Origin of the sequence: Paenibacillus mesophilus (assembly GCF_005938385.1) — a bacterium.
Taxonomy (GTDB): Bacteria; Bacillota; Bacilli; order Paenibacillales; family NBRC-103111; genus Paenibacillus_AB; species Paenibacillus_AB mesophilus.
Genome location: NZ_VCRA01000009.1, coordinates 37,197 through 58,684, shown reverse-complemented (window position 1 = coordinate 58,684; position 21,488 = coordinate 37,197). Strand labels below are relative to the sequence as shown.

Annotated in this window: 16 protein-coding genes; 6 read left to right on the top strand and 10 right to left on the bottom strand. The window is 55.0% G+C overall.

Annotated features, from left to right (window positions below; genetic code table 11):
• Positions 1 to 18: 18 nt before the first annotated feature.
• Positions 19 to 2,316, bottom strand: coding sequence for an AraC family transcriptional regulator (locus tag FE783_RS17470; RefSeq protein WP_158301882.1), 2,298 nt, complete (start codon positions 2,314 to 2,316; stop codon positions 19 to 21).
• Between the two features lie 236 nt (positions 2,317 to 2,552).
• Here FE783_RS17470 and FE783_RS17465 point away from each other — a divergent pair, with 236 nt between their 5' ends.
• The gene (locus tag FE783_RS17465) at positions 2,553 to 3,668 is read left to right on the top strand and encodes a hypothetical protein (RefSeq protein ID WP_138880673.1); all 1,116 of its coding nucleotides are present in this window, start codon (positions 2,553 to 2,555) and stop codon (positions 3,666 to 3,668) included.
• Between the two features lie 18 nt (positions 3,669 to 3,686).
• Positions 3,687 to 5,483, top strand: a complete 1,797-nt coding sequence (locus tag FE783_RS17460; RefSeq protein ID WP_138880672.1) for a hypothetical protein — start codon at positions 3,687 to 3,689, stop codon at positions 5,481 to 5,483.
• A 62-nt stretch (positions 5,484 to 5,545) separates the two neighbouring features.
• Here FE783_RS17460 and FE783_RS17455 read toward each other — a convergent pair whose 3' ends face one another.
• The 3 genes from FE783_RS17455 to FE783_RS17445 form a co-directional block, all read right to left on the bottom strand.
• Complete coding sequence (locus FE783_RS17455; RefSeq protein WP_158301881.1) at positions 5,546 to 6,904, bottom strand: ABC transporter substrate-binding protein; 1,359 nt, start codon at positions 6,902 to 6,904, stop codon at positions 5,546 to 5,548.
• Between the two features lie 139 nt (positions 6,905 to 7,043).
• Positions 7,044 to 8,480, bottom strand: coding sequence for a sensor histidine kinase (locus FE783_RS17450; RefSeq protein WP_138880670.1), 1,437 nt, complete (start codon positions 8,478 to 8,480; stop codon positions 7,044 to 7,046).
• Positions 8,464 to 9,177, bottom strand: a complete 714-nt coding sequence (locus FE783_RS17445) for a response regulator transcription factor (RefSeq protein ID WP_138880669.1) — start codon at positions 9,175 to 9,177, stop codon at positions 8,464 to 8,466. The genes FE783_RS17450 and FE783_RS17445 overlap by 17 nt, the downstream gene beginning before the upstream one ends.
• 209 nt (positions 9,178 to 9,386) lie before the next feature.
• Here FE783_RS17445 and FE783_RS17440 point away from each other — a divergent pair, with 209 nt between their 5' ends.
• Entirely contained in the window at positions 9,387 to 10,016 is a 630-nt protein-coding gene (locus FE783_RS17440) for a hypothetical protein (protein ID WP_138880668.1), read from the top strand.
• Positions 10,017 to 10,087: 71 nt separating this feature from the next.
• Positions 10,088 to 10,585: a hypothetical protein gene (locus FE783_RS17435; RefSeq protein ID WP_138880667.1), complete on the top strand. Its 498-nt coding sequence runs from the start codon at positions 10,088 to 10,090 to the stop codon at positions 10,583 to 10,585.
• Between the two features lie 165 nt (positions 10,586 to 10,750).
• Here the strand turns inward: FE783_RS17435 and FE783_RS17430 are convergent, their stop codons facing one another.
• Together FE783_RS17430 and FE783_RS17425 are read right to left on the bottom strand one after the other, a co-directional pair.
• Complete coding sequence (locus tag FE783_RS17430) at positions 10,751 to 12,682, bottom strand: FAD-dependent oxidoreductase (RefSeq protein ID WP_138880666.1); 1,932 nt, start codon at positions 12,680 to 12,682, stop codon at positions 10,751 to 10,753.
• A gap of 105 nt (positions 12,683 to 12,787) precedes the next feature.
• Entirely contained in the window at positions 12,788 to 14,074 is a 1,287-nt protein-coding gene (locus tag FE783_RS17425) for an ABC transporter substrate-binding protein (RefSeq protein WP_138880665.1), read from the bottom strand.
• Positions 14,075 to 14,286: 212 nt separating this feature from the next.
• On the opposite strand from FE783_RS17425, the gene FE783_RS17420 reads away from it, so the two are divergent.
• Together FE783_RS17420 and FE783_RS17415 are read left to right on the top strand one after the other, a co-directional pair.
• Positions 14,287 to 15,342 (top strand): LacI family DNA-binding transcriptional regulator, encoded by a 1,056-nt coding sequence (locus FE783_RS17420; RefSeq protein WP_138880664.1) that lies wholly within the window; start codon positions 14,287 to 14,289, stop codon positions 15,340 to 15,342.
• Positions 15,343 to 15,534: 192 nt separating this feature from the next.
• Positions 15,535 to 17,331 carry a glycosyl hydrolase family 28-related protein gene (locus tag FE783_RS17415; protein ID WP_138880663.1) on the top strand — a complete coding sequence of 599 codons (1,797 nt, stop codon included), beginning with the start codon at positions 15,535 to 15,537 and terminating at the stop codon, positions 17,329 to 17,331.
• 7 nt (positions 17,332 to 17,338) lie between these two features.
• Here the strand turns inward: FE783_RS17415 and FE783_RS17410 are convergent, their stop codons facing one another.
• From FE783_RS17410 to pnpS, 4 genes are all read right to left on the bottom strand, one after another.
• Entirely contained in the window at positions 17,339 to 18,052 is a 714-nt protein-coding gene (locus FE783_RS17410; RefSeq protein WP_138880662.1) for a DUF421 domain-containing protein, read from the bottom strand.
• A 135-nt stretch (positions 18,053 to 18,187) separates the two neighbouring features.
• Complete coding sequence (locus tag FE783_RS17405; RefSeq protein WP_238403125.1) at positions 18,188 to 18,640, bottom strand: ferritin-like domain-containing protein; 453 nt, start codon at positions 18,638 to 18,640, stop codon at positions 18,188 to 18,190.
• A gap of 192 nt (positions 18,641 to 18,832) precedes the next feature.
• On the bottom strand, positions 18,833 to 19,549 hold the full coding sequence (locus FE783_RS17400) for a response regulator transcription factor (protein ID WP_138880660.1): 717 nt from the start codon (positions 19,547 to 19,549) through the stop codon (positions 18,833 to 18,835).
• Between the two features lie 102 nt (positions 19,550 to 19,651).
• Complete coding sequence (gene pnpS / locus FE783_RS17395) at positions 19,652 to 21,448, bottom strand: two-component system histidine kinase PnpS (protein WP_138880659.1); 1,797 nt, start codon at positions 21,446 to 21,448, stop codon at positions 19,652 to 19,654.
• Positions 21,449 to 21,488: the final 40 nt, after the last annotated feature.

The window sequence follows — 21,488 nt, the reverse complement described above, 5'->3', positions numbered from 1 at the left end:
TCCCTATACTCGTCAGATTTACGGCGACGCCGCCGGATCGGACGTTCTCTCCCGTTCGATCAACTCCCGGTATTGCCCCGGCGTAATGCCCTCGATTTTTTTGAAAACCCGCCCGAAGCCGATATGGTTCGCATACCCGACCTTGCGCGAAATGTCCCCGATCGTAAGCCGCGTTGTTGCGAGCATCGTTTTCGCTTGGGCGATCCGGTATTCCGCGATGTAGTCGGAAATGTTGCCCCCGCCGTACTTTTTGAAAAAAGCGGAGCAGTATTGCGGCGTAATGCCGAGGTGGTCGGCGATCAAGGTGAGACTCAGGTTTCCGTTCCCGTACTGCTCCCCGATAAATTTCACGATGCCGGCATACAGCCGTTCGCCCTGGTCGGTCCGCGCTTCCTTGGCGGAGGAGCATATTTCGCGAAGCGTCCGCTTCAGCCGCTCAACCATGTGTTCCGCCGTGGAGCAATCGGCGAAATAAGCGATCGGATCGTGGAAGCCGTCAGGCGGCGTTTGCTCCGAATCCGACGAATGAACCGCCCTGAGCAGCGAGCCGAGTATGTCGAAAAACAGGAAACGGCTCATTTCCGGAGAAAGCTGCCCGTCCGTCAAATTGTCTTCGGCGATCTGTTCGAGCAGGACGGCCGCCTTCTCGTATTCGCCGGTCTTGGCGTAATTGATCAGCTGCACTTCAAGCTCCGGCGGATACCGGTAAATCGTCCGTTTGGCCTCCGCCGGATCTTCGGGGTACATAATCGCATTCCCCCGCAGCAGGCGGCGGTCCAGCGCCAGCAGGGCGTCGGAATAACATCTCCAGATGTTCTCCGGACTGTCCCGGGTCGGGCTGACCGCAATCGCGACGCTCAGGCGGAACCGTTCCTCCACCGCCCGCTTCAGCTCGACGATCCAGGCGTCTTCGCTTCCGTCTTCGGCATCGCATTCCAATACGGCGATCCGGCTCCGCTCCAGCTCCACGACGAAGCCGTTTCCCTGCAGCAGCTCGCCGCTTAGATTGGCGACGATAAACCGGAGAAGCGCCCATTCGCGTTCCGTCTCGGTTTTCATAAATTTGCTGCCGTCCTCGATATCGATAAGCACGACCCTGTACGTCCGGCAGTTGAGTTTCACCTGCATAAACTCCAATGATTCCCGGTCAAGCGCCGAGACATCGACGAACCCTTTAAGTAACCGGGACAAAAAATTGGCCCGGATGATCGGCGCCTGCATCTCGATCGTTTGTTTTAGCGCATGCTCCTCGTCGAACGAGCGGATCAGGGCGCTGCGGATATAATCGTATTCGTTCATCGTGTCCGCGCCGGTTCCGCTCTTGCGTCTCGTTATGACATGGATCATGTCCCGCACCGGCTTGTAGTTGCGGTATGCCAATATGCAAGACACCGCGAGTCCGGCCGCCGCGCCGAGGCAGAAAAGCTGCAGAAACAACGTTTTGACCTGCCGGATCGGGCTCATGACGATATCCTTCGGCACGACCGATACGTATTTCCACCTGTTCCCGCCCGTCGTGAACGATACCATCATGCTGGTCCCCCCGTGCTCAACCGTAAACGAATCATGAGCCGATGACAGTCTGGCCCGGATATTCCCGGCCAGCTCCCCGCGCTCCGGCGTAGCGGCGATCACTTTCCCGTCCTGGTCCAGCACGTAGTTCAAGCTGTTGCCGCCCCACTCGACGCGCTTCAGCAGCTCGGTTACTTTTTGCTCATCGACCAATATGACGATGGACCCTTTCGGATTTGCCGTCTCATCGAGCGGAAGCGACTGCACATAGGCAAGCATCGACTTCTTCGAACCGTTATCCGTCACTTCGACCGCCGGTACGAACGTTTTATAGTTGCGTTCGGTCAGCAGCTTCCGCATATCGCCCGACTGGCCGAACTGCTGGATGCGTTTGAAATACAAATCATGCCCCGTCTGCGCCGTGGGTGTAAGGATCATATCGCGGTCGCGGAACGATATGAAAGCGGAATCGAAGAAATCGCTTACATTGAGCAGGGCGCTCATGCTCTTCATTAAACTGATCGACCGCATCTGGACGATGCCATGGTCGCTATCCGCATTATGCAGCAGCCATTGCACGTCCGTATTCATGGCGAGCTGCAGCATCATCCGGTCCAATTCCCTGAGCCGGCTGTCCACGGTTTGCTGAACCTGCTCGAGCATCCCGAAGTTGGCCTGATTGACATTGCGGGTCAAGGCGTTCTCCATGATCCGGTATCCGATTCCGCCGGCGGTGAGCGGAATGATGAGCAGCAGGCAGTATGAGATCAGAATGGTAAGAAATACGCTTCTTCGACGCAGCATGTGCGGGAGCCCTCCGGAAACGTTGTATGCCTCTTTAACACTATAACTATAACAGGTCGGCGGGGCGGCTAGGAAGCTTCGGGTTAAAATCGGATACAGCATCTTAAAACCGGTTGCTGCCGGATTGGAAAATCGTATACAGGAATTGGGAACATACGCTTTATGGGAACGCTACCGCTTTCTATGATGAAATGGAGCAGGACTATATTCGATAGAAGAAAGGGTGGTGAACGGCATTGAAATGGAGCACGATCAAGCCGATTTCACTCGTCGTGGCGGGCTGCATCCTCGCAGCCGGATTCGCCGGACTGACCGCGTACGCCGACAAGGAGAAGGAGAAGGACAAGGACAAAGGAAAGACTGTGACAGCCTATACCTACGGAACGTCCGCGTATAGGGACGTGACGCAATACGGGGCATCGCCGACCCACACGCCGGCCGAGAACAAGCAGGCTCTGCAGGATGCGATTGCCGCCGTCGATTCGCAAGGCGGCGGGGTTATCATCGTACCGTACGACATCGAGTACGGCTACAAACGGAACACGGTCTCTACCCACCCCGATTTTTCCGCCACCGATACGGACATCCTGGTCATCGACTATTCGAAAGGATCGACGTATGCCGGCTCTTCCAATCCTCTGTCCCGCGACGGAATGCAAGTCCGGTACTTCTCCAGCACGAGCGGCAACGAGCCGGACGGCCAGCATGACGGCAACACGACCTGGTTTATGGGCAACCATCACCCGGCGCTTATGCTTATGCACAACAACGCGGCCGCGAACAACCGGCAGGCTACCGTCTTCTTCGGCAATCGCGGCAAAGTCAACTGGGGGATCGGACAAGGCAATAATGCGATCACGGGCGGGACCGACGATCAGTTAAGCAACTTCAAGATCGTAGGAAATAACATCAACGGCGGCACGGGCCTGACCAACATGATGACGATTTTGAAAACAAACGGCTATTTCGGCTTCAACAACAGCGCGCCGACCAAAGAATTCACGTTCGCGGGCCGGCAGGCCGACACCGAATTTTTGATCCAGCAGACGAAAGCCGGCGGCGACGTATACTTGATTCTGAAGACGAAGACGAAGGAACGGAAGTTCAAGCTGGAGGATGACAACGGCGACCTTGTCATCACGAAGGCGAACTCGGCGGGCGAAGCGGTGCGCTTGTCCGCAAACGGTACCGGCTCCTTCGCAAGCGGGGTAAGCGGCGGCGCTTTCGATTCGGCCAGCAGACCCGATCCTGCGGCGCTTCCCATCGGCACGATGATATTCGACACGACGCTGGGCAAGCCGCTGTGGTCGCATAACAATCAATGGAAAGACGCGAACGGCGCTGTCCAATAATCGGGAGGCATAACCGCAATGATCGATACGGCACTACAGACCGATTCCCATTTGGTCGAGGTCAAAATGAAACCGGGCCGGAATTACTCGGCGTGCCGGGTCCAATACAGCAAGGACGGAACGGCGTGGATGCCGGCGTCCGTATACGCCGATCTGGATCCGGAGTCGGTACTGACCGGGAACACGTTTCTATGGAACGAAGGGCAGACGCTCGGCACGGTTCGTCTTACCGGTATTGCCGAGCCGAGTCTTTATTGGAATCCGTACATCCAGTTGGGCGAATTTGAAGGCTTCGTGAAGCTCAAAGTATCTTTCATTACGACGGAGAACAGCTACGAAGACGAATGCGAGGTGTACGTCGGCAGGAAGGAGGTCGTATTTCTCGCCGACTGGCGTAATGCCGTGGAGCACCGCCCCGACGGCACAGCCGTTCCTGCGGAGCGAAGATGGGACGTTGTCTCGGCCATGTCCGGTTCGGCGATATGCCGGAAGAAAAAGGACGGCGAGCTCCCTTTGCCGCTGCAAATTCCTTTGCCGGTGCAAGGACTGTACGACATTTATTTCGGCATCGCCAAAGGGGGGCTGCGATGTCTGTTGAAAATCGGCGACGAGCCGTTCTCCCGCTTCGAGGGCAACGGGTCCAGATATGCGCCCGGCCCCGAAGGCAAATACAACGTGGAGCTGTACTGGTCGAGACGGCGGTTGAACGGAGCCGACAGTCTGGAAATCGCCGCGACGCACCGGACGGCGGGCGGCCATCACGAGTTCGGCTATCTTTCTTATATTAAGCTCGTTCCATGCCGGGAGCCCGATGCGGTGCCGGTCAACTCGGCAGCTGCCCAATACGGCAGACGGCAAATCAATGATTTGATTTTATACTACGAACCGCTGAGCTATGCGGTCATCAGCGGCATTCATGACGCGGATACGATGAACCGGCATATGCTGGAGGAATTTCTTCGGGTACGGCCGCGAGAGATCGCCTGTCAAACGGCCCGAATCGGCTCCAAAGTGCTTCACCGCAGCGCTTTTCTCGAAAGCTACGACCAGGCGGCGAAGGCCGACGACAACACCGTCAACGACGATTTCGTCATGCTGGCCCAAAATTGCGACATTTTGCACGAGACGTTGCAATACTCGCGCGGCCGCGACGTCCGCATCACTTCCTGCATCGGGATGAACCGGCCGTATTTATGGAATCCGACGTTCTCGGAGAAGTTTACGAGAGAACATCCCGAGATGATCCGGGGCGGCGATTTCGACTACGGCTTCCCGGAGGTTCGGGAATATGCGGTACGTCTGATCGGCGAATTAATCGACAACTACGATCTTGACGGACTCGTACTCGACTATATGCGCCACAGTCTCCACCAAACGCCGGAAACGCTCGTAGAAGTGATCGGGCGCACGAGGCAAATGCTGGACCGAAGGGAGCGTCTCGACGGGAAGAAACGGGAGCTGAAGGTACGCTTTCCGGCCAATCAGTGGAACTACTACAAAGGGTTGGAGACGTGCGTGCTCGAACGCTTCGTGGACGGGTTAATCCCGTCCAATCTGAATACGACCTTTCCGCTGCCTTCGGTCGAGCCCTATATGCGCCTCTGCCGCGGTACGGGCATCAAGGTGTACGGATGCATCGACGGCTGGACCGCCTCCTTGTCGTCCGATCCGCGCATCGGGGCGATGATGATGCATCATACGCCGAGAAATTTGGCCGAGGCGATCGATGCCTATACGGAACGGGGTGTAGACGGCATTTTCGTCTATCAGGCCGACCAGTTTACGGCAAATCCTTATTTGAGCTCCATTTTTTGATCAAAGCAAAACGGCTTCCCGGCGGATACTCCGCAGGGAAGCCGTTTTTTAACGAATATTATTTACTTGAACGTAGCCGTCTGCACCGCCTTGTCCGCCCGCTCCACGCCTTCGCGCAGCGCCGTATTGGCGTCCTTCGCCTTGATCGCGATGTCGATGAAGGCATTCAGCGCTTCCTTGGCGTACGTGCCCGTAAATGCGTTCCATTTGCTCGATTCGGCATGAACGGCCGGCAGCAGCGCCTTTACGTTTTTGCCTTGATAGCCCGGGTTCGATTTGCCGAAAACGTCCAAATATTTGTTGTCCTTCAGCGCCGGGATGAACGTGCCCTCCTCCGCCTTCGCCTTCTGGTATTCGTCCGATACGAGGTAGTTGATCACCTTCAGCGCATCTTCCTTATGCTTGCTCGTCTGCGAAATGTACATCGTAAACGGGTACGCCTGAGGACCGACGCCGGGCTTATCCTTGAATACGGGAGACTGCATGTAATCGTAGTTTTTCAAGCCTTTAACCGACGGATCGCCGGAAACCGGCATATACATCGCCACGACCTGCTCCTCGTCCCACATCTTTTTCTGCTGGGCTGCTACGACCTGCGTCGCGTCCAAATTGTACAAATCGTAAAAGCGGGAAAAATTGCCGTAGAACGTTTTCCACGCGCCGCTGTCGAATGCCGATTTGCCGGATGCCGGTTCGAACAAGTTCAGGCTCAACTGATTGCGAAGCGCGGCATGGTAGAACGAAATGAACATACCGTAATAGGCTTTGCCCCCGTCGGTGCGAGTCAGCTTCTTGGCCAGCTCATACGTGTCGTCCCAAGTCATTCCGTCCTTCGGGTACGCCACTCCGAACTTGTCGAATATGTCTTTGTTGTACATCATCGCGGTATGGCTCATGGCGAACGGAATGCCGTGCAGCGTGCCGTTCCCGACTTCTTTGACGATCGATACGGCTCCTGGGTTCAGGCGCGACATATCGAAGCCTAACGTTTTGACGAGCGGGGCGATGTCCGCCTCCAGCTTCTGGTTGTACATGCCCGCGCCGACCGTACCGGGTGTACCGACGATCAGGTCGATCTGCTCGCCGGCCGCGATCATCTCGTCCGTTGTCAGCCCGCCCCGCGTCTTATGAAACGGCATGAATTTCAACGTGACGTTCGGAAACTTCTGCATAATTTTGCTGCCGCTGAACGCTTCGGAGAAATTATCCTTCGTCCAGTTGCCCGTCGTATCGAACACGACCAGCGTAACCGGCTTGTCGATTTTGTCCAGACCCGCCGCCGCCGCAGGCTCCGCAGTCCCTTTCTTGTCCTCGTTCGCCGCGCCGCCCGCATTATCCTTCGTCCCTGCCGACGTTCCTCCGCATCCCGCCGTGACCGCGATCGCGGTGCCGAGCATGAGGGCCACCCATCTTTTCTTCATCTTGCTTCCTCCCCTTGATATGCTGAACTGGTAACTCGTCATCAGCATATCAGGTGGGGGGAATCCGCCATATGTCCGGTATTTCAGATGCAGCAACCGCATTTGGGCTTACCGCTAATCCGAAATCAAGATCATGCAACTAATTTTTAGATGACTGTATCGGCAGACGAATCCGGAACGTCGCCCCGGGGTCTGGCCCGCTCTCGACGGCGACCGTCCCGCCATGCAGCTCGACCAGCTCCTTGACGATCGCAAGTCCGAGTCCGGTGCCCTTCTGATTTTTCGCCCGGCCCCGATCGGCTTTGAAAAATCGCTCCCAGATGAATTCCTGGTCCGCTGCGGATATGCCGATTCCGGTGTCGGTCACCTCGAACTCGACGAACGCGCCGTCCTGCCGGGCAACAACACGAACATGCCCTCGCTCCGTAAATTTGATCGCATTGTTCACCACGTTGCTTACGATTTGCTCCAGCCGATCGAGGTCCGCGAACACCGGGGGCAGCCCTTCGGCACAGTCGACGCGGAACTCCAGTCGCTTGGCCAGCGCTATAGCCTCGAATTTCAGCGCCATATTGCGCAAAAACGAACAGACGTCCACCGGATGCCGCGACAGCGCAATTTCATCGTTCTTGAGCTTGTTCAGCATCGTAATATCGTCGAGCAGCCGATTCATGTGCAGCGTCTCCTGCACCATGACGTCGTAATACGATTGACGCCGGTCCTCGTCGATCAGGCCGTCCTGCAGCGCTTCCAAAAATCCTTGCATGGCCGTGAGAGGCGTCCGCAGCTCATGCGAGACGTTGGCCAAAAAATCGTTGCGGATTTGCTCCGCTTTGCTTCGCTCCCGCTCGGTCAGCTCCAGCTTGCCGGCCATCGAATTGATCGTCTGCGCCAAATCTCCGATTTCGTCGGCAGCGTCGATTTCGATCCGCTTCGCGTAGTTGCCCAAGCCGATTTCCGAAGCGGCCCGGTCTATCGCCTGCAAAGGCCGGGAGATCGACCACGATAAATAAGACACCATCGCCGTGGAGATGAGGACGCCGATCAGCGTTCCCCACAAAATCGTCTCGCGGATTTGGCTGACCGTTTCATTGATGCCGTTGACCGGAGCATGCAGCACGATTCCCCCGTATATCCGGTTATCTTTGCCCCAAGGGACCGTAACCGACAGCATCGGCTGCGTCAGCCCTTCGAACGACAGCTCGCTCACCGCCGTTTCGCCTCTCGTCACTTTTTTGGCGATGGACATGGCGACGGACTTGCCGATGAATACTTCGTCCTTCGTCGACGTGGCGATTATTTTGCCGTTGCCGTCAAAAATCCATATTCTCGAATCAAACGTCTGATCGAAAAACACGAGCATGGATTCCACCGTCGAGTCGATCGTTTGCGTCTCCTGGATGGCGAGATTCACTTTTTTCGCCTTGCGCAACAGCTCTTCCTTCTTGCTGTCGTAAATATAGCCTTTGGCAAAAAACGAAATCAGCAGGCCGACAACTCCGAGTCCGAGCAGAACCGTCAACAAATAACTGAACAGCAGCCGGCGGAAAATGCTTTTGTTAATCGTTCTCAGCATCGCCCGGCACCGCCTCGAATTTGTAACCAACCCCCCAGATCGTCTGAATATACGTATAGGTCGAAAGTGCGAGCCTTTCCCTTAGCTTCTTGATATGCACGTCCACCGTGCGGATATCGCCGTAGAAATCGTAGCCCCACACCTGCTCGAGCAGCTGCTCCCGGGAGTATACCGTACCCGGCGATTTGGCAAAATGCGCAAGCAGGTCGAATTCTTTCGGACGAAACACGATTTTCTCGCCGTTCACGAGCACTTCCCGCCGGTCCAGTCGGATGGACAGCTCCCCGAAATCGTACGACGTCCTGCCTTCCTCCTCCGGCACCGGCTTCCGCTGAATCCGGCGGAAAATCGCTTTGATCCGCGACATCAGCTCCCTCGGACTGAACGGCTTGGTTACATAATCGTCGGCTCCCAGCTCCAATCCGAGCACCCGGTCGAATTCTTCGCCCTTGGCGGTTAGCATGATGATCGGTATGTCGCGCTTCTTCAAAATTTCCCGGCATGCGGTAAACCCGTCCATGACCGGCATCATCACATCGAGTATGACGACATCCGGTCCTTCCCGCTCCACAAGCTCCACGGCTTCCGCGCCGTTCTGAGCTTCTATCAAATCGTACTGGTGGCTCTGAAAAAAGATACGCAAAATTTCCCTGACATTTGGATCATCATCGGCTACGAGCACTTTCAAACGGTTCATCGCTTTTGATCACCTCCCTTCCATTGTATATAAAAAGGAGGCAAAATATAAGTTTTATAGATGTTTTCCAGAAAAAAGCTGCGATTTACGCGGAGCTGATCCTATATAAGACTATTTGTATACATACATGGGATGATACAGTAGAATTGTTGGATAAGGAAAATTGATATTTAGTTTGCTTACTAATTCTGCATGAGGATGGATGATAGATGGGAATTGAAACATACGGGGAAATCGCTTTACGATACAAATTACTGTCTGCGGAAGTTTTGCCTAAAGTAATTTTAACTCGCGGGAAATTAAAAGCTATGGAATCTTTAGAGGAACACATCGCTATGTTGAGCCGATTAACGAGAGCTATGGAAATGGAATGGATTGAAATTGAATCTCTGTTTACTGACCTTCAGCATACAAATGAAGAAGCAGTTACGTATGCAATAAAAAAAATTGAAAATGTTATGATTATGGAAAGAGAAAGAGTAATGAATCTGAACCCTATTGAAATCACCCGCCACATTAACGGGGACCCCAATGAGTTTGCAATTCTTATACCTGAAATGGAGCTGGATTTACTTGTGTCTGGGTTAGAGGGCAGGGATTTGGCAATTACAGGAGACCTTTTAACCGAGCGTCGAAAATCACTTAAAGCAATTGATGCTGCAACTCGCGAATTTCTTAGGCACTTGGAGTCAGTTCTCGACACATTTAGATTTGACACGGTTCATTCCGATTTTTTGAAAAGCAATACCCATCATATTAACGAGATCGTGTTGCGGGAACAAAAGGAACTAAGTCGACAAGAAGACTTGTTCCGAAAATCATACATGGGACTGGGTTAAAAGAAAAACAGCGGCTCGAGCCGCTTCTATAAGCGAATCGAACCGCTGCCTATCGGAATTATTTCGTCGAAGTGCCGGAGCTGCCGGTGCTGCCGCCTGTCGTCGAATCGGGCTTGCTGGATGCGTCCGAACCGGAGGTCGATTTGTCGGCGCCGGATGTGCTCGAGCCCGACGAGCTCGAACCCGAACTACTCGAACCCGACGATCCCGTACTCGAGGAACCCGACGAACCCGAGGATCCCGATGAACCGCTGGATCCCGATGTTCCGGAAGAACCCGAAGATCCGGAAGATCCGGTAGAACCGCTGGAGCCGGACCCGGTCGAGCCGGATGTGCCGGATTTGGACGAATCCGACCCGGTGCTGCCCCCGGTCGTACCGCCTGATTTGGTTCCGCCCGTACTTCCGGAAGACGGCGTTTCCACTTTCTTGCTGCCCGAATCGTTTTGCATCGTCGGTTCGGCCCCCCCTGAACACCCCGTCAGCATTGCTGCACCGAAAACACCGGCTAGAAGAGCCAAGGACCACTTTTTCCTCATCATACTTTCTCCTCCCAAGAACTTTGCATAAGCAAAGTTTGTTCGAAAGCATATGCTTTCGGAATACTGGCTTGCCGAACGCCGAAGCGTCTGACAAGGATCAGTATACAAGGGAAAGATGAGTAAACTTTGATCGGACGAAGACGATTTTATTAGCAAAATGTTAAAAAATTATGATCGGCGTCGAGAAGCGCCGTTACCGCTTCCTGCGCGAAAGCTTCAGCAGCTCGTACAGCGCCGCTGCAAATTCGCCGCGGGTTACCGTATGCGGGCTTCCATCCCGGAGCCGGCCGCGGCTATACTCGACCCCAAGCGAGCGGCAGGCCGCGTCCAGCCAACGAGCGGCCATCGTGCGGGACAATTCGGGCTTCTCCGCCCAATACTGCCGGTACGGCTGCTCTTCCGCCAGCTTTCGCGGCCCGATATCCACCCCCGCAGGGGCGATCCGATCCGTCGCCGGCAGCGCCGGCAATCTGGCCCCGCCCGGCAGCGCCCTCGCCCTATTCAACCACATCGAAGCGTCGGCGACGGTGCAGGCTGCGTCCGGCTTCGCTTCATACCCGGTAAAGAACGACTTCGTCCCGAAATATTGCATGGCCTGGTGCGCCTCATGATCGGCCTTCACATCGCGGAAATACGTAATGATCTGACGCGCCTCGATCAAATCGTCCTGGAGACGGTCGATGCACAGCTGCTGGACCGGCGCCGCGGACGTTATTGAAAGGTCCGCCGCAACTCCCGCCGCAAAGCCGAGCTGCATCCAGAACGGCTCCATGCGGATCGTACCGAAGCCCATATGAGTAGACGATACGGCCACCGGAACGAGCAGATTTCGCACCGTTTCCGGCACCATCACGCCAAACGGAATTTGATACACCTCCGTCAGCGAGCCGAAGCCGAGAAAGCCTTCCAGCGACCGGTTTTGACCGATGGGCTCCCGTTTGCGGGTCGCATGCGAGTCGATCGCGTAATCTCCGGTGGCGATGCTGTCATGATGAACGGGCGAACGTCCCATGCCGGGGGCCAGCCGGGCGTCATTTTCCGTAAATACGTACCGCCCGACGATTCGGCGCGCTTCCCGCACATACAGCTGCGGGGGGAAATGGTCCGTCTCCGGGAATTCGTCCGCCGCGTAGCCCCACCGGCTTGCCTCCGACCGAATCGTGTCCGGCAGCGCCTCGTCCTCCTGCAAAAACCAGAGCAGCCCCTGAATATATTCCTTGTGGCGCCGAGCGATCCGCTCCCGTACGTCACGTTTGCCCTCCGGGTATTCGAGATTTTCGCCGGGCAGGTCGGTCGAGCACGAGCAATTGTGATGGTTGTTCGTATCGGTTTTGCCGTTCGGGATACTCGACAGCTTGACGATCTCGCCGAAGGAGGACAGCCGGCCTGCCGCAATGTCGTCCAACAGGCTCGTATAATCGCCGCGATTGTAGTTCTCGGGCCTCGCGAACGGCACGCGGTTGTCCGGATTATTCGTCATGCACAGCCGGAAATTGTAGGCCTGCAGCAAATCGTCGCCTTCTCCGGTGCTTCCCGGCAGCACCTCCTTGGTACGATACTCGCAGTACAGCTTCCCGGCAAGCTCCTCGTTCCATTCGTCCCGGGATTCGCGTCCGAGCCGGTAAGGGACGCCGGCCATGGCGGCCAAATCCCCTTCATACGTGGCATCGATAAACTGATGCGCGCCGTAGACCGTTTTCGCCCCGGATTGTATGTCCTCCACCTCGAGGCTAACGATTCGTTCTTCCTCCATTCGCACAGAGACGATCTCCCGAAGGCAGGCGACCTCGATACCAGGCTCGTGGCCGAGCAGCTTGTGCATCACCTTTCTTGCCACGGAAGGCTCGAATCGCAAGCCCCTGTTGCATTCCTTCGCCTGCCGCGAGTTCTCCCCGTAAGCGGACACGTAATGCTCGTAAACATGGGCGAGAAACTCCCCGAAAATCGACCCGGACGTATCGACGGAGCGAATATCCGTCTCTCCGAGACCGCTTGTCATCAAGCCGCCGATAAAAGCGGACGGCTCCATAAGAAGTACGCGCTTCCCGCGCCTCGCCGCCGCAATAGCCGCTCCGATACCGGCGGGCGTCCCGCCGTATACGATCAAATCCGTCTGCTTCTTCATAGCTGATACACCTTCCTGATCCAGTATGGTTTATCTCTTCTCTTCCGAATGAGTGAATCCTACCGGTTAACCGTTTACCTCCCCAGGCTCAACCCTGATCGGCCTTCATTTCGTCTGCGTTTTCGCCTTCTCGGTTTGGATCGCTTTATTGATTTCCTCGTCGAAGTCGCGCAAGATCGTGTTCGAATCGGCCTCGCTCGTGAACAACTTGGTGAAATTGACGGCTACGTTCGTCAAATGCTCGGCCCGCGGAGGAATCGCCGGCGCATCCGGGTAGTAGTAAAGCGCTTTAACGTTTTTGCCCTTCCATTGCGGCAAGTCTTGGCCGAATGCTATGCGCACGTCCGGATCGGCAAGGGGCGTACCGACCGCCTGCTTGGTCAGCTTCGCTTGGAATTCCGCGGATACGAGATAGGCCATCACCTTGAACGCTTCCTCCTTATGCTGCGACGTTGCGGAGAGGAACAAGGAGAGCGAGGCCGGCTTGAACCCGGTCTTCGGCTTTTGCGGCAATTCGGGCACCGAGACGAGGTCCCAGTCGAGCTCCGCACCCGCTTGGCTGATCGCACCCGAATCGAGAATCATCGCGACGGTGCCTTTGACGGAATCCGCAACAGGAACGAATTTATTGTTCGGAATTTCGCCGAACCTGCGCAAGTTGTTAAACAACAGCTTCCATTCGTCCGTGTTCATCGCCGCCTTGTCTTCCTTGGCATCGAGCGGGTTCAGCGAGAGCTGGTTGTTGAGCAGGATGTTGTTGGGTACCGCCGTAAACCCGTTATAGGACGCGCCGGCGTCCACTCGCGTCATTTTTTTCGCCAGCTCGTACGTTTCGTCCCAGCTCATGCCGTCCCTCGGATAAGCCGCACCGAACCGGTCGAACAAGTTTTTGTTGTAATAGAGCGCATACCGGTTCATCGTAAACGGAAGACCGTACAGCTTGCGCTCGCTGTTCGTCGAGTAGGCGTGGGCAAGCACATTCGGCTCGAATATGTCCGTCTTGAAGCCATGAAGCTTGATCGCCTCCTGCAAGTCGACATGCAAGCCGAACTGTTTGATCGAGCTCACCGTGAAGGCGGTCGATTCGTAAATGATGTCTACCGGGGTTTGCCCGGTAACCCAGTCCGCGTATTCCTTCCCTTTCTCTCTTTTGAACAAATTTAGCGTAATATGAGGATATTTCTGCTTAACGGCCTCGACGATGCCCGCTTTCTCGAAATCCAGCGCCGCTGGCTGCGCAATGTACAATGTCAGTGTAACCGGCTTGGCCGGCTTTGCTTCCGCTGTCTCCTTCTGTACTCCCGAGCCTTCGTCCCCCCCTTTTCCGCAACCGCTTACAATTGCAATTATTGCCACAAGCCATGCAGCGGTTTTTCCCCATCTTGCCGTCATACCAAGCCCCTCCTCTTAGCATGTATGATGCGAGGACATGGTGAATTTCATCTGTTACTCATTATAAGCGTCCTCCGGAACGCTTCCAGTTTCATTTTAGTTAAACGAAAAAAGCTTTTGTATCGCGGTTTTTAACCAGGGTGAACGCTTTCCCGGGAAAGGAATCAATGGTACGATGACGGTATACGATTTTTCCATCCCGAGGTGCTTCCATGCCCGTCATTAAATCGATTACGCTTCGCACGATAGCAAACGAGCTCGGACTGACCGTCCAAACCGTCTCCAAAGCTTTGAAGGGCCGGCCGGGGATGTCGGAGCAGACCCGCCAGCTGGTCGTCCAGACGGCGGAGAAGCTGGGCTATTTCACGAAGGAGCAAATTCGCAGCTTGAAGGCGGAGCATATTATTCCATATCCGCTCGAGCGGAAAAGGTTCCTGCTTATCCAGACCGCGCATTCCGCGAGCTATTATAAGCTATTGCTCGCAGGGCTGCATGAGCGCTTCGCTTCCTTCGGCCACCATATCGAGGTAGTCATGCTGCCCGATCCGGTCAAGGAAAAAGCGATGGACGAATGGATCGAGCAGCGCGGCCTCGCCTATGCCGACGGCTTGTTCATCGCCCCGAGCATTACTCCGAGAGAGTGGGAGCCGAAGCTGCTGAACTTGCCGCTGCCGAAAATATTGCTGAGCTTTCCCCCGCTTGGAACGAAAGTGGACAGCGTGATATGGGACATATACGAAGCAACGTATCAAGCGGTCGCTTATTTGCGCTCGCTCGGCCACACCAATATCATGTATGTGGGAGACACGCGCGGGCAGCGGGGATATATTTTGCGCTGGCAGGCTTTTCTTCACGCCATGAACGAATTCGGCGCCCCTGTCGATCAGGCCGCCCATTCGCTCGTACGAACGGCCCGACCCGGGTGGCTGAATGATTTATCGGAGAAGCTTGTCCGATATACCCCGACAGCGATTATATGCGGAATCGACGGGGAGGTTCCGAGCGTATACGAGCTGTGCCTGCAGCTCGGGCTGCGCGTCCCGGAAGACATTTCCATGATCGGCTTGCTGAATGAACAACCCGAATCGCTGCCGCCTTTCACGATGCCGCTTCTCGCGATCCGCGAAACCGGCTATAGAGCCGCCGACCGGATGCTGTGGCGTATCGCCAACCCGGCTCTTCCGTATGAGCATATCCGCATTCAGAGTGAGCTGCGGATCGGCGGCACCACCGCTGCACCTCAATCACTTCAATTTGGTATTGACTGAACGTGAACGGCATTAGTATAATAAAGTCGATATTTTACAGAACTACGTTCTATAATAAAGAACCTATTATCACCCCAGTCATTCAGATGCTTCATAACAGCAACACTGCCTCGATCGCATCTACACTTCCTTCAGCCATGTATTGACATCGCTCGTTCCGCCGAGACAATTGATATAAGGAGGAAATGATTCATGGATCAAAATGATAGCGGTTACATTTCGAAGGAAATTGAGGATGGCAACGCTGCAAAATCGCTCAGCAGAAGGGAAATGTTGGCTTCTATCGGAATTGCGGGCACTGCTCTTTTTGCTGGAGGAGCATTCCTGGCAAGTCCGTTTAGCGAAGCTGCCGTAGCAGATGGCGTTTATGGCAATAAGAAGGAAAACCCGGATATGCCGTCAAAGCTTTTTGCAGAACATTGCCGCTATGCAACTATAAGCGAACTGCGCAATGGAACGAATCCGAGCGAGACAACCGTCTATTTCGTATCGGATCCGGGACAGGAAGGATTTTTTGTATACGACTCTGCGGATACGACTACGTCTGATAATACCGGTACCGTAATCGTGTCCGCAAGCGGTGCCAGATTCAAACGAATCGTGCAAGGAGAGTTGAATGCGAAATGGTTTGGCGCCGCCGGCGACTCGGCGACGGACGATACCGCCGCCATTCAGAGCGCGCTTGACACGGGACAACCTGTTCTTCTGCCGGCCGGAACGTACAAGGTGACGGATACGCTGCGCCTGAAGGAGAACGGCCAAATGATCCGCGGAGCAGGCCGCTTTCGTACGGTCATCCAAAACACGGCCAATGCAAAACCGCTGCTGCACTTCGGCGATCTTACCGACAGCGCGGCAACCGGCTATGCGTTATCGTGCACGGCTCGGGATTTCTCATTGGAGGGCAACCCTTCGACAGTGGAAGGCTTAGCTTTGCTCGGCATTTTAGACGATGTAGCGACTTGGGGAAGCGCTTCGCGAGCGTGTCTGCTCGAAGGCATTCGCATAACGGGAATAGGCTCCGGACCCGCTCTTCGCGTATCCGCGTGGACGCCAACCGTAATAGGCTGCGAATTTTGGAACAGCAAGCAAGGCATCAAAATCGGCAATCATGTATATGCCGGACGATTTATCGGCAATTATATCAGCGGTCATGAGGCCGAAGGCATTACGTGCAGCGTGCAGGCGGCAAACTCGGCGGCTCTCCTATTCTCGGGCAACGTCATCCAGTGGTGCGGCAGTCCGTCCGGGATGATCGTATTGTCCGGCGGCAGCGCATGGACATTTCTAAACACTTATATCGAAAAACCGAACGTCGGCTGCGGCGCGGTATGGGCGTTGTCCAACCAATGCACGACCGTCACGATCGACGGCGTTCATTACGGCACCGCCAAAGGAGAAATCGCCATCGATGTCGTCTCTACCAATATTAAATTGTGCTCCGTCCGAAATGTACAAGTATTCGGAAATGTGCGCAGCGCCGTCAAAATTACGGGTATCCTGCCGCTAACTTCAATCGACGGTGTGCGCCAGCCATCCGGCACTGCCAGCGTCGCGCTGATCGACGATCAGTCGGACCGCAAGCAGACTTTCATAAACAACTCTCCGCTCAACATCGAAATGGGAGCGGCCAAAATCAAGTGTGTCCCCTCTTACAATGCGATTACGGCAGTCGATACGGCAACCGGCCAAACCCATTGGTTCCTGAAAAACGGACGCGAATATTTCGGGGCCGATACGAATGCGCCCAGCCTCGGAGCGGACGGACAATCTCTTGCCGTGTATAAGGGAGCCCGTATGGGCCCGCTGAAAGTTGACAGCCTAATGCTCGGCACGGACAACAAAGGAATATTTCACGGTTCCGGCAGTCCGGAAGGAGTCGTAACGGCGCCGGTAGGGTCGCTGTTCCTGCGTGCCGACGGAAGCCCCGGCTCTACGCTTTATGTGAAGGAAAGCGGTGTCGGCAATACGGGCTGGGCGGCCAAGTAGCCGCTGCCTAACTTTCTTTATCAATCGGCTGTTTTAGGCCATCCTCGTAAAAATCGAGCATCAATTTGCCGTTCGTGCTCTTTACGGCATAGAACACATCTGCGATGCTCTTCTCCCTCTTCTCCAATTCCGCCTCGAGCCAACGTCTCGAAACGCCGTTATTGCTCAAGTTGTTCTCGATCAGCTGCCCGTCCATGATCAATTCGACCGGAAAGCCGACCGCCCCTTGCCCTTTTATGTGCAAGTCCTTTTGGGTTACGTTCCGGTAAGGCGGCTTCTTCAACACGGATAACTTACCGTTATTTTCCAAAACCGCGTATTCGACTTCCTCCAAATCGAAAATGTCTTTCTCGCGCAGCGACTGGATAAGCGTGTCCAACGAATATTTTTCATGCTTCATATTTTGTTCGAGAATTTTGCCGTTTTCGATCAATATGGCGGGCGATCCCGTAATCCACTTCCTCGCCTTCCTGCTCCGGATCGATAGAACCGCTATCGCGAACGAAGTGACCGTGAACACGACAAGCGACAACAGCAAATACGGCGATTCGATTTTCGGATTGAACGCCAGGTTGGCCGCGATGGCGCCTAGTGTAATCCCCGTTACGAAATCGTGGAACGTCATGTTGGACAAAACTTGTTTGCCCAATATTCTGGCGATGACGAGAAGCGCAAAGAACGCGGCAATCGTACGGAACAAAATAGTTATGTATTCATGCACCAATAAACTCTCCTATATGCCAGATTCAGGCAGTCAGTCGTTAGTTAGTATGTCTTGGGACGATCGTTTTCAATCGAAAGTTTTTTGTGCAAAAGCGAAGGGAGAGGTGCTATATGCCCCCTCCCTCTTCCATCATCAGTCCCCGACCGGGTCCTTTCCCTTCGTCCGGCTCATCATCAGCAAATAATTGTACTTGCTCGCGTGCTTCACTTCATCCAAAATGATGCCCTGGACAGTATCCTTATAAATGCCCGGCGGCAAGCCGAACCAGATGTTCCGGTATTTCTCTACCGCGGCCAGCTCGCCCATAAGCGCTTGCTGCAAGCCTTCCGTATACGACTGCACCTTCGTATACTGCTCGCTGCTAACTCCGGTAATTTCCTGTCCGGTCAAAGCTCTATACATCTCCCGGAACATCTTGTTGTGCCCGCGTTCGTCGTTGCGGATCGATTCGATGATGCTTACCTGTTCTTGCGAAGGGGCCAATTTGATCAGCTCGTCGTAAAACAATTCGTCGTTGCGCTCGCCTTGCACCGCTTCCTTGATCATTTCCAGCGCCTGAGGCATACTCGTTGCCCAAATTGGCATAAACCCGGCTCGCACCCAATAAGGTCTTACCCAGTACATTTACAAACTCCCCCAGTCGAAACCGTATCGTTTACCATATTCGCGAATGCCCATATCGGTTCGGGGAAAAAATGACGGCTTCGACATCCAAAGCAAATAGGCCGAACGCACGTCGTCCGGCCTGCTTCCCTAGGTCCGATTTCCCGGGAAATGTCATTTTTTGTTCGTATGAATGACCAGCTTGTAGCCCAGACCGCGAATCGAGTCGATTTGGACCGTTTCCTGGTTCATTTCCAGCTTTTTCCGAAGCGAGCTGACGTGCACGTCCACCGTGCGCTGTCCGCCGACATAATCGAACCCCCAGACGACGTTCATCAGATCGTCTCTCGATACGACGACGCCGGGACGCTGCACCAAGTACAGCAGCACCTCGAACTCCTTCGGACGAAGCTGGATTTGCTCGCCGTTCAGAACGACCTCGTATTTCTCCGGGTATATTTTCAATTCGGCCGCTTGGATCACTTTGGCCGTCTCCTGCTCATCGGAGACAGGCGCGCTATCGGTCCCGGATCTGCGCATAACCGCGGATACGCGGGCAAGCAATTCGGCGACGCCGAACGGTTTCGTAATGTAATCGTCGGCTCCGGCTTTCAGACCTTGCACGACCTCTTCCTCGGCATTCCGGGCCGTCAAAATAATAACCGGCGTCTTGTCGCCCTTCTGGCGCAGCTTACTCAGCACTTCGAACCCATTCATTCCGGGAAGCATAATATCGAGTATGATCAGATCGAACGAGCCCTGCTGTGCGGCCAGCAGACCTTCTCCTCCGTGATCGACCAGCGTCGTCTGGTATCCTTCCTGGGACAAGTTGTAAGATAGTAGTCGGGCTAGCGTCGGTTCGTCTTCGACAACGAGTATGTGTTTCGGCATTGTCTTCCCCCTGCGCATCATAATTTGTCCGCGCTACCCTAGCATAACACAAGTCCGTAAAGTTTGCTCGATCTCCCGCTTCTCGGCCGGAAGCAAATTCACTCAGCTTTGAATGACCGGCAGCTCCAAAATAAACCGCGAACCGAGCCCGAGCTCGCTTTCTACGCGAATGGTGCCTTTGTGCAGCTCGACCAAATGCTTGACGATCGATAAGCCGAGACCCGTACCGCCCGAGCTGCGGGAGCGGGCTTTGTCGACGCGGTAAAACCGTTCGAAAATGCGCGGCAAATCTTTTTTCGGAATGCCTATGCCCGTATCGGAAATGACAATGCGGATTTTCTCGACCTCGCCCTCGCCCTCCGCCGGGACTTCCTCTACCTCTATCTTGACCTTGCCCCCGTCCGGCGTGTAGTTGATGCCGTTGGAAAGCAGGTTGAACATAATTTGCCGCAGCCGGTCTTCGTCCGCCTCCATGTACAGCTCTTCGTCGACCTTCATCTCCAGCTCGATCTCTTTCTTGTCCGCCGACGACCGCATCATATCAAGCGTCTTGCCTACGAAGCTGCTCAGATGCACGGGCGAGAACTGCAGCGGAATCCGTTTCGATTCGACTTTGGACAGCTCCAGGATGTCGCCGATCAGCCGATTCAACCGCTCGCTCTCGTCATAGATGATTTGCAGAAACGACTTTGCGGTTTCCGCGTCGTTCATCGCACCCGCCAGCAGCGTTTCGGCGAATCCTTTCACCGCCGCGATCGGCGTTTTCAGCTCGTGGGAGACATTGGCGACGAATTCGCTGCGCACCTTCTCGAGCCGTCTGATCGCCGTGATGTCATGGAGCACGATAACCAAGCCGAGCCATTCGTCCTCGACCGCCTTCATCGGCACGAGGTTCACTTCGAGAATGCGTTCTTCCGGGAAATAAAACATGATTTCGTCACGGATATGCTCCCCGCGCTCGATGCATTCCTTGATCATCTGGACGAGCTCGTACGGATGCTTCGCGCTGTCATACTTTTTCCCGATCAAATCTTTGGAGACGAAGCCCAATATGTCCTCGGCGGAACGGTTCAACAGCACGATGCGGCCTTCCTCGTCGACCATGACGACGCCGCTCACCATATTGTCCAGTACGCCTGACAGCTGGCTTTCGTTCTCCAGAATGCGGTGCATTTGCTGCTGCAGGCTGTCCGCCATCGTGTTGATCGCCTGTCCGAGCTCGCCGATTTCATCGCGATTGCGCAAATAAACCCGCGATTTGTAATTCATCTTCGTAATTTGCCGCGCCACCCGCGTTATTTTCTCAATCGGACGCGTCATCTGGTAGGCGACCCGGTAACTGATCAGTCCCGCGATAACGAAGACGACGAGCAGCCCGCCCAGAAGTCCCAGCCACAAATGGCGGACCGTCGTTTCGATGTCTTCCAGCCCCATCGACAAGCGCAAATAGCCTGCGAGGTCCGAACCGTTCCGGACCGCCATCGCCACATACAGCATATTCCCTCCGGTCGAATCGCTGTAGCGCTTGGAGTAGCCGGCTTCGTTCACGGCTGCTTCGCGTATTTCTTCTCTAGTTGAATGGTTGTCCATCTGCTTCGGGTCGAGGTCGGAGTCTCCCAGCACGGTCCCGTCCGCCGCTATAAAGGTGACCCGGGCATTGGCGTACCGCTTCAAATATTGAGCCCGCTCGGTAAAAAACTCACTATTGCCGCGTTCGTACTGCTGCACGCTTTCCGGAAGCGTAGCGAGCGTAATTTGGATTTCGCGCTTCATGCTGTCCTGAAGCGCGTTCAAGTACGACCGCTCCAGCAGGAAAGCGACAAATACGCCGGCGGACAGCACCGAACAGCCGATCAATACGATAAACAGCAGCGCCAGCCGCGTCCGAAACTTGTTCATGGAACAATCCTTCACTCCTTCGTATTCCTTATCGTGCTGT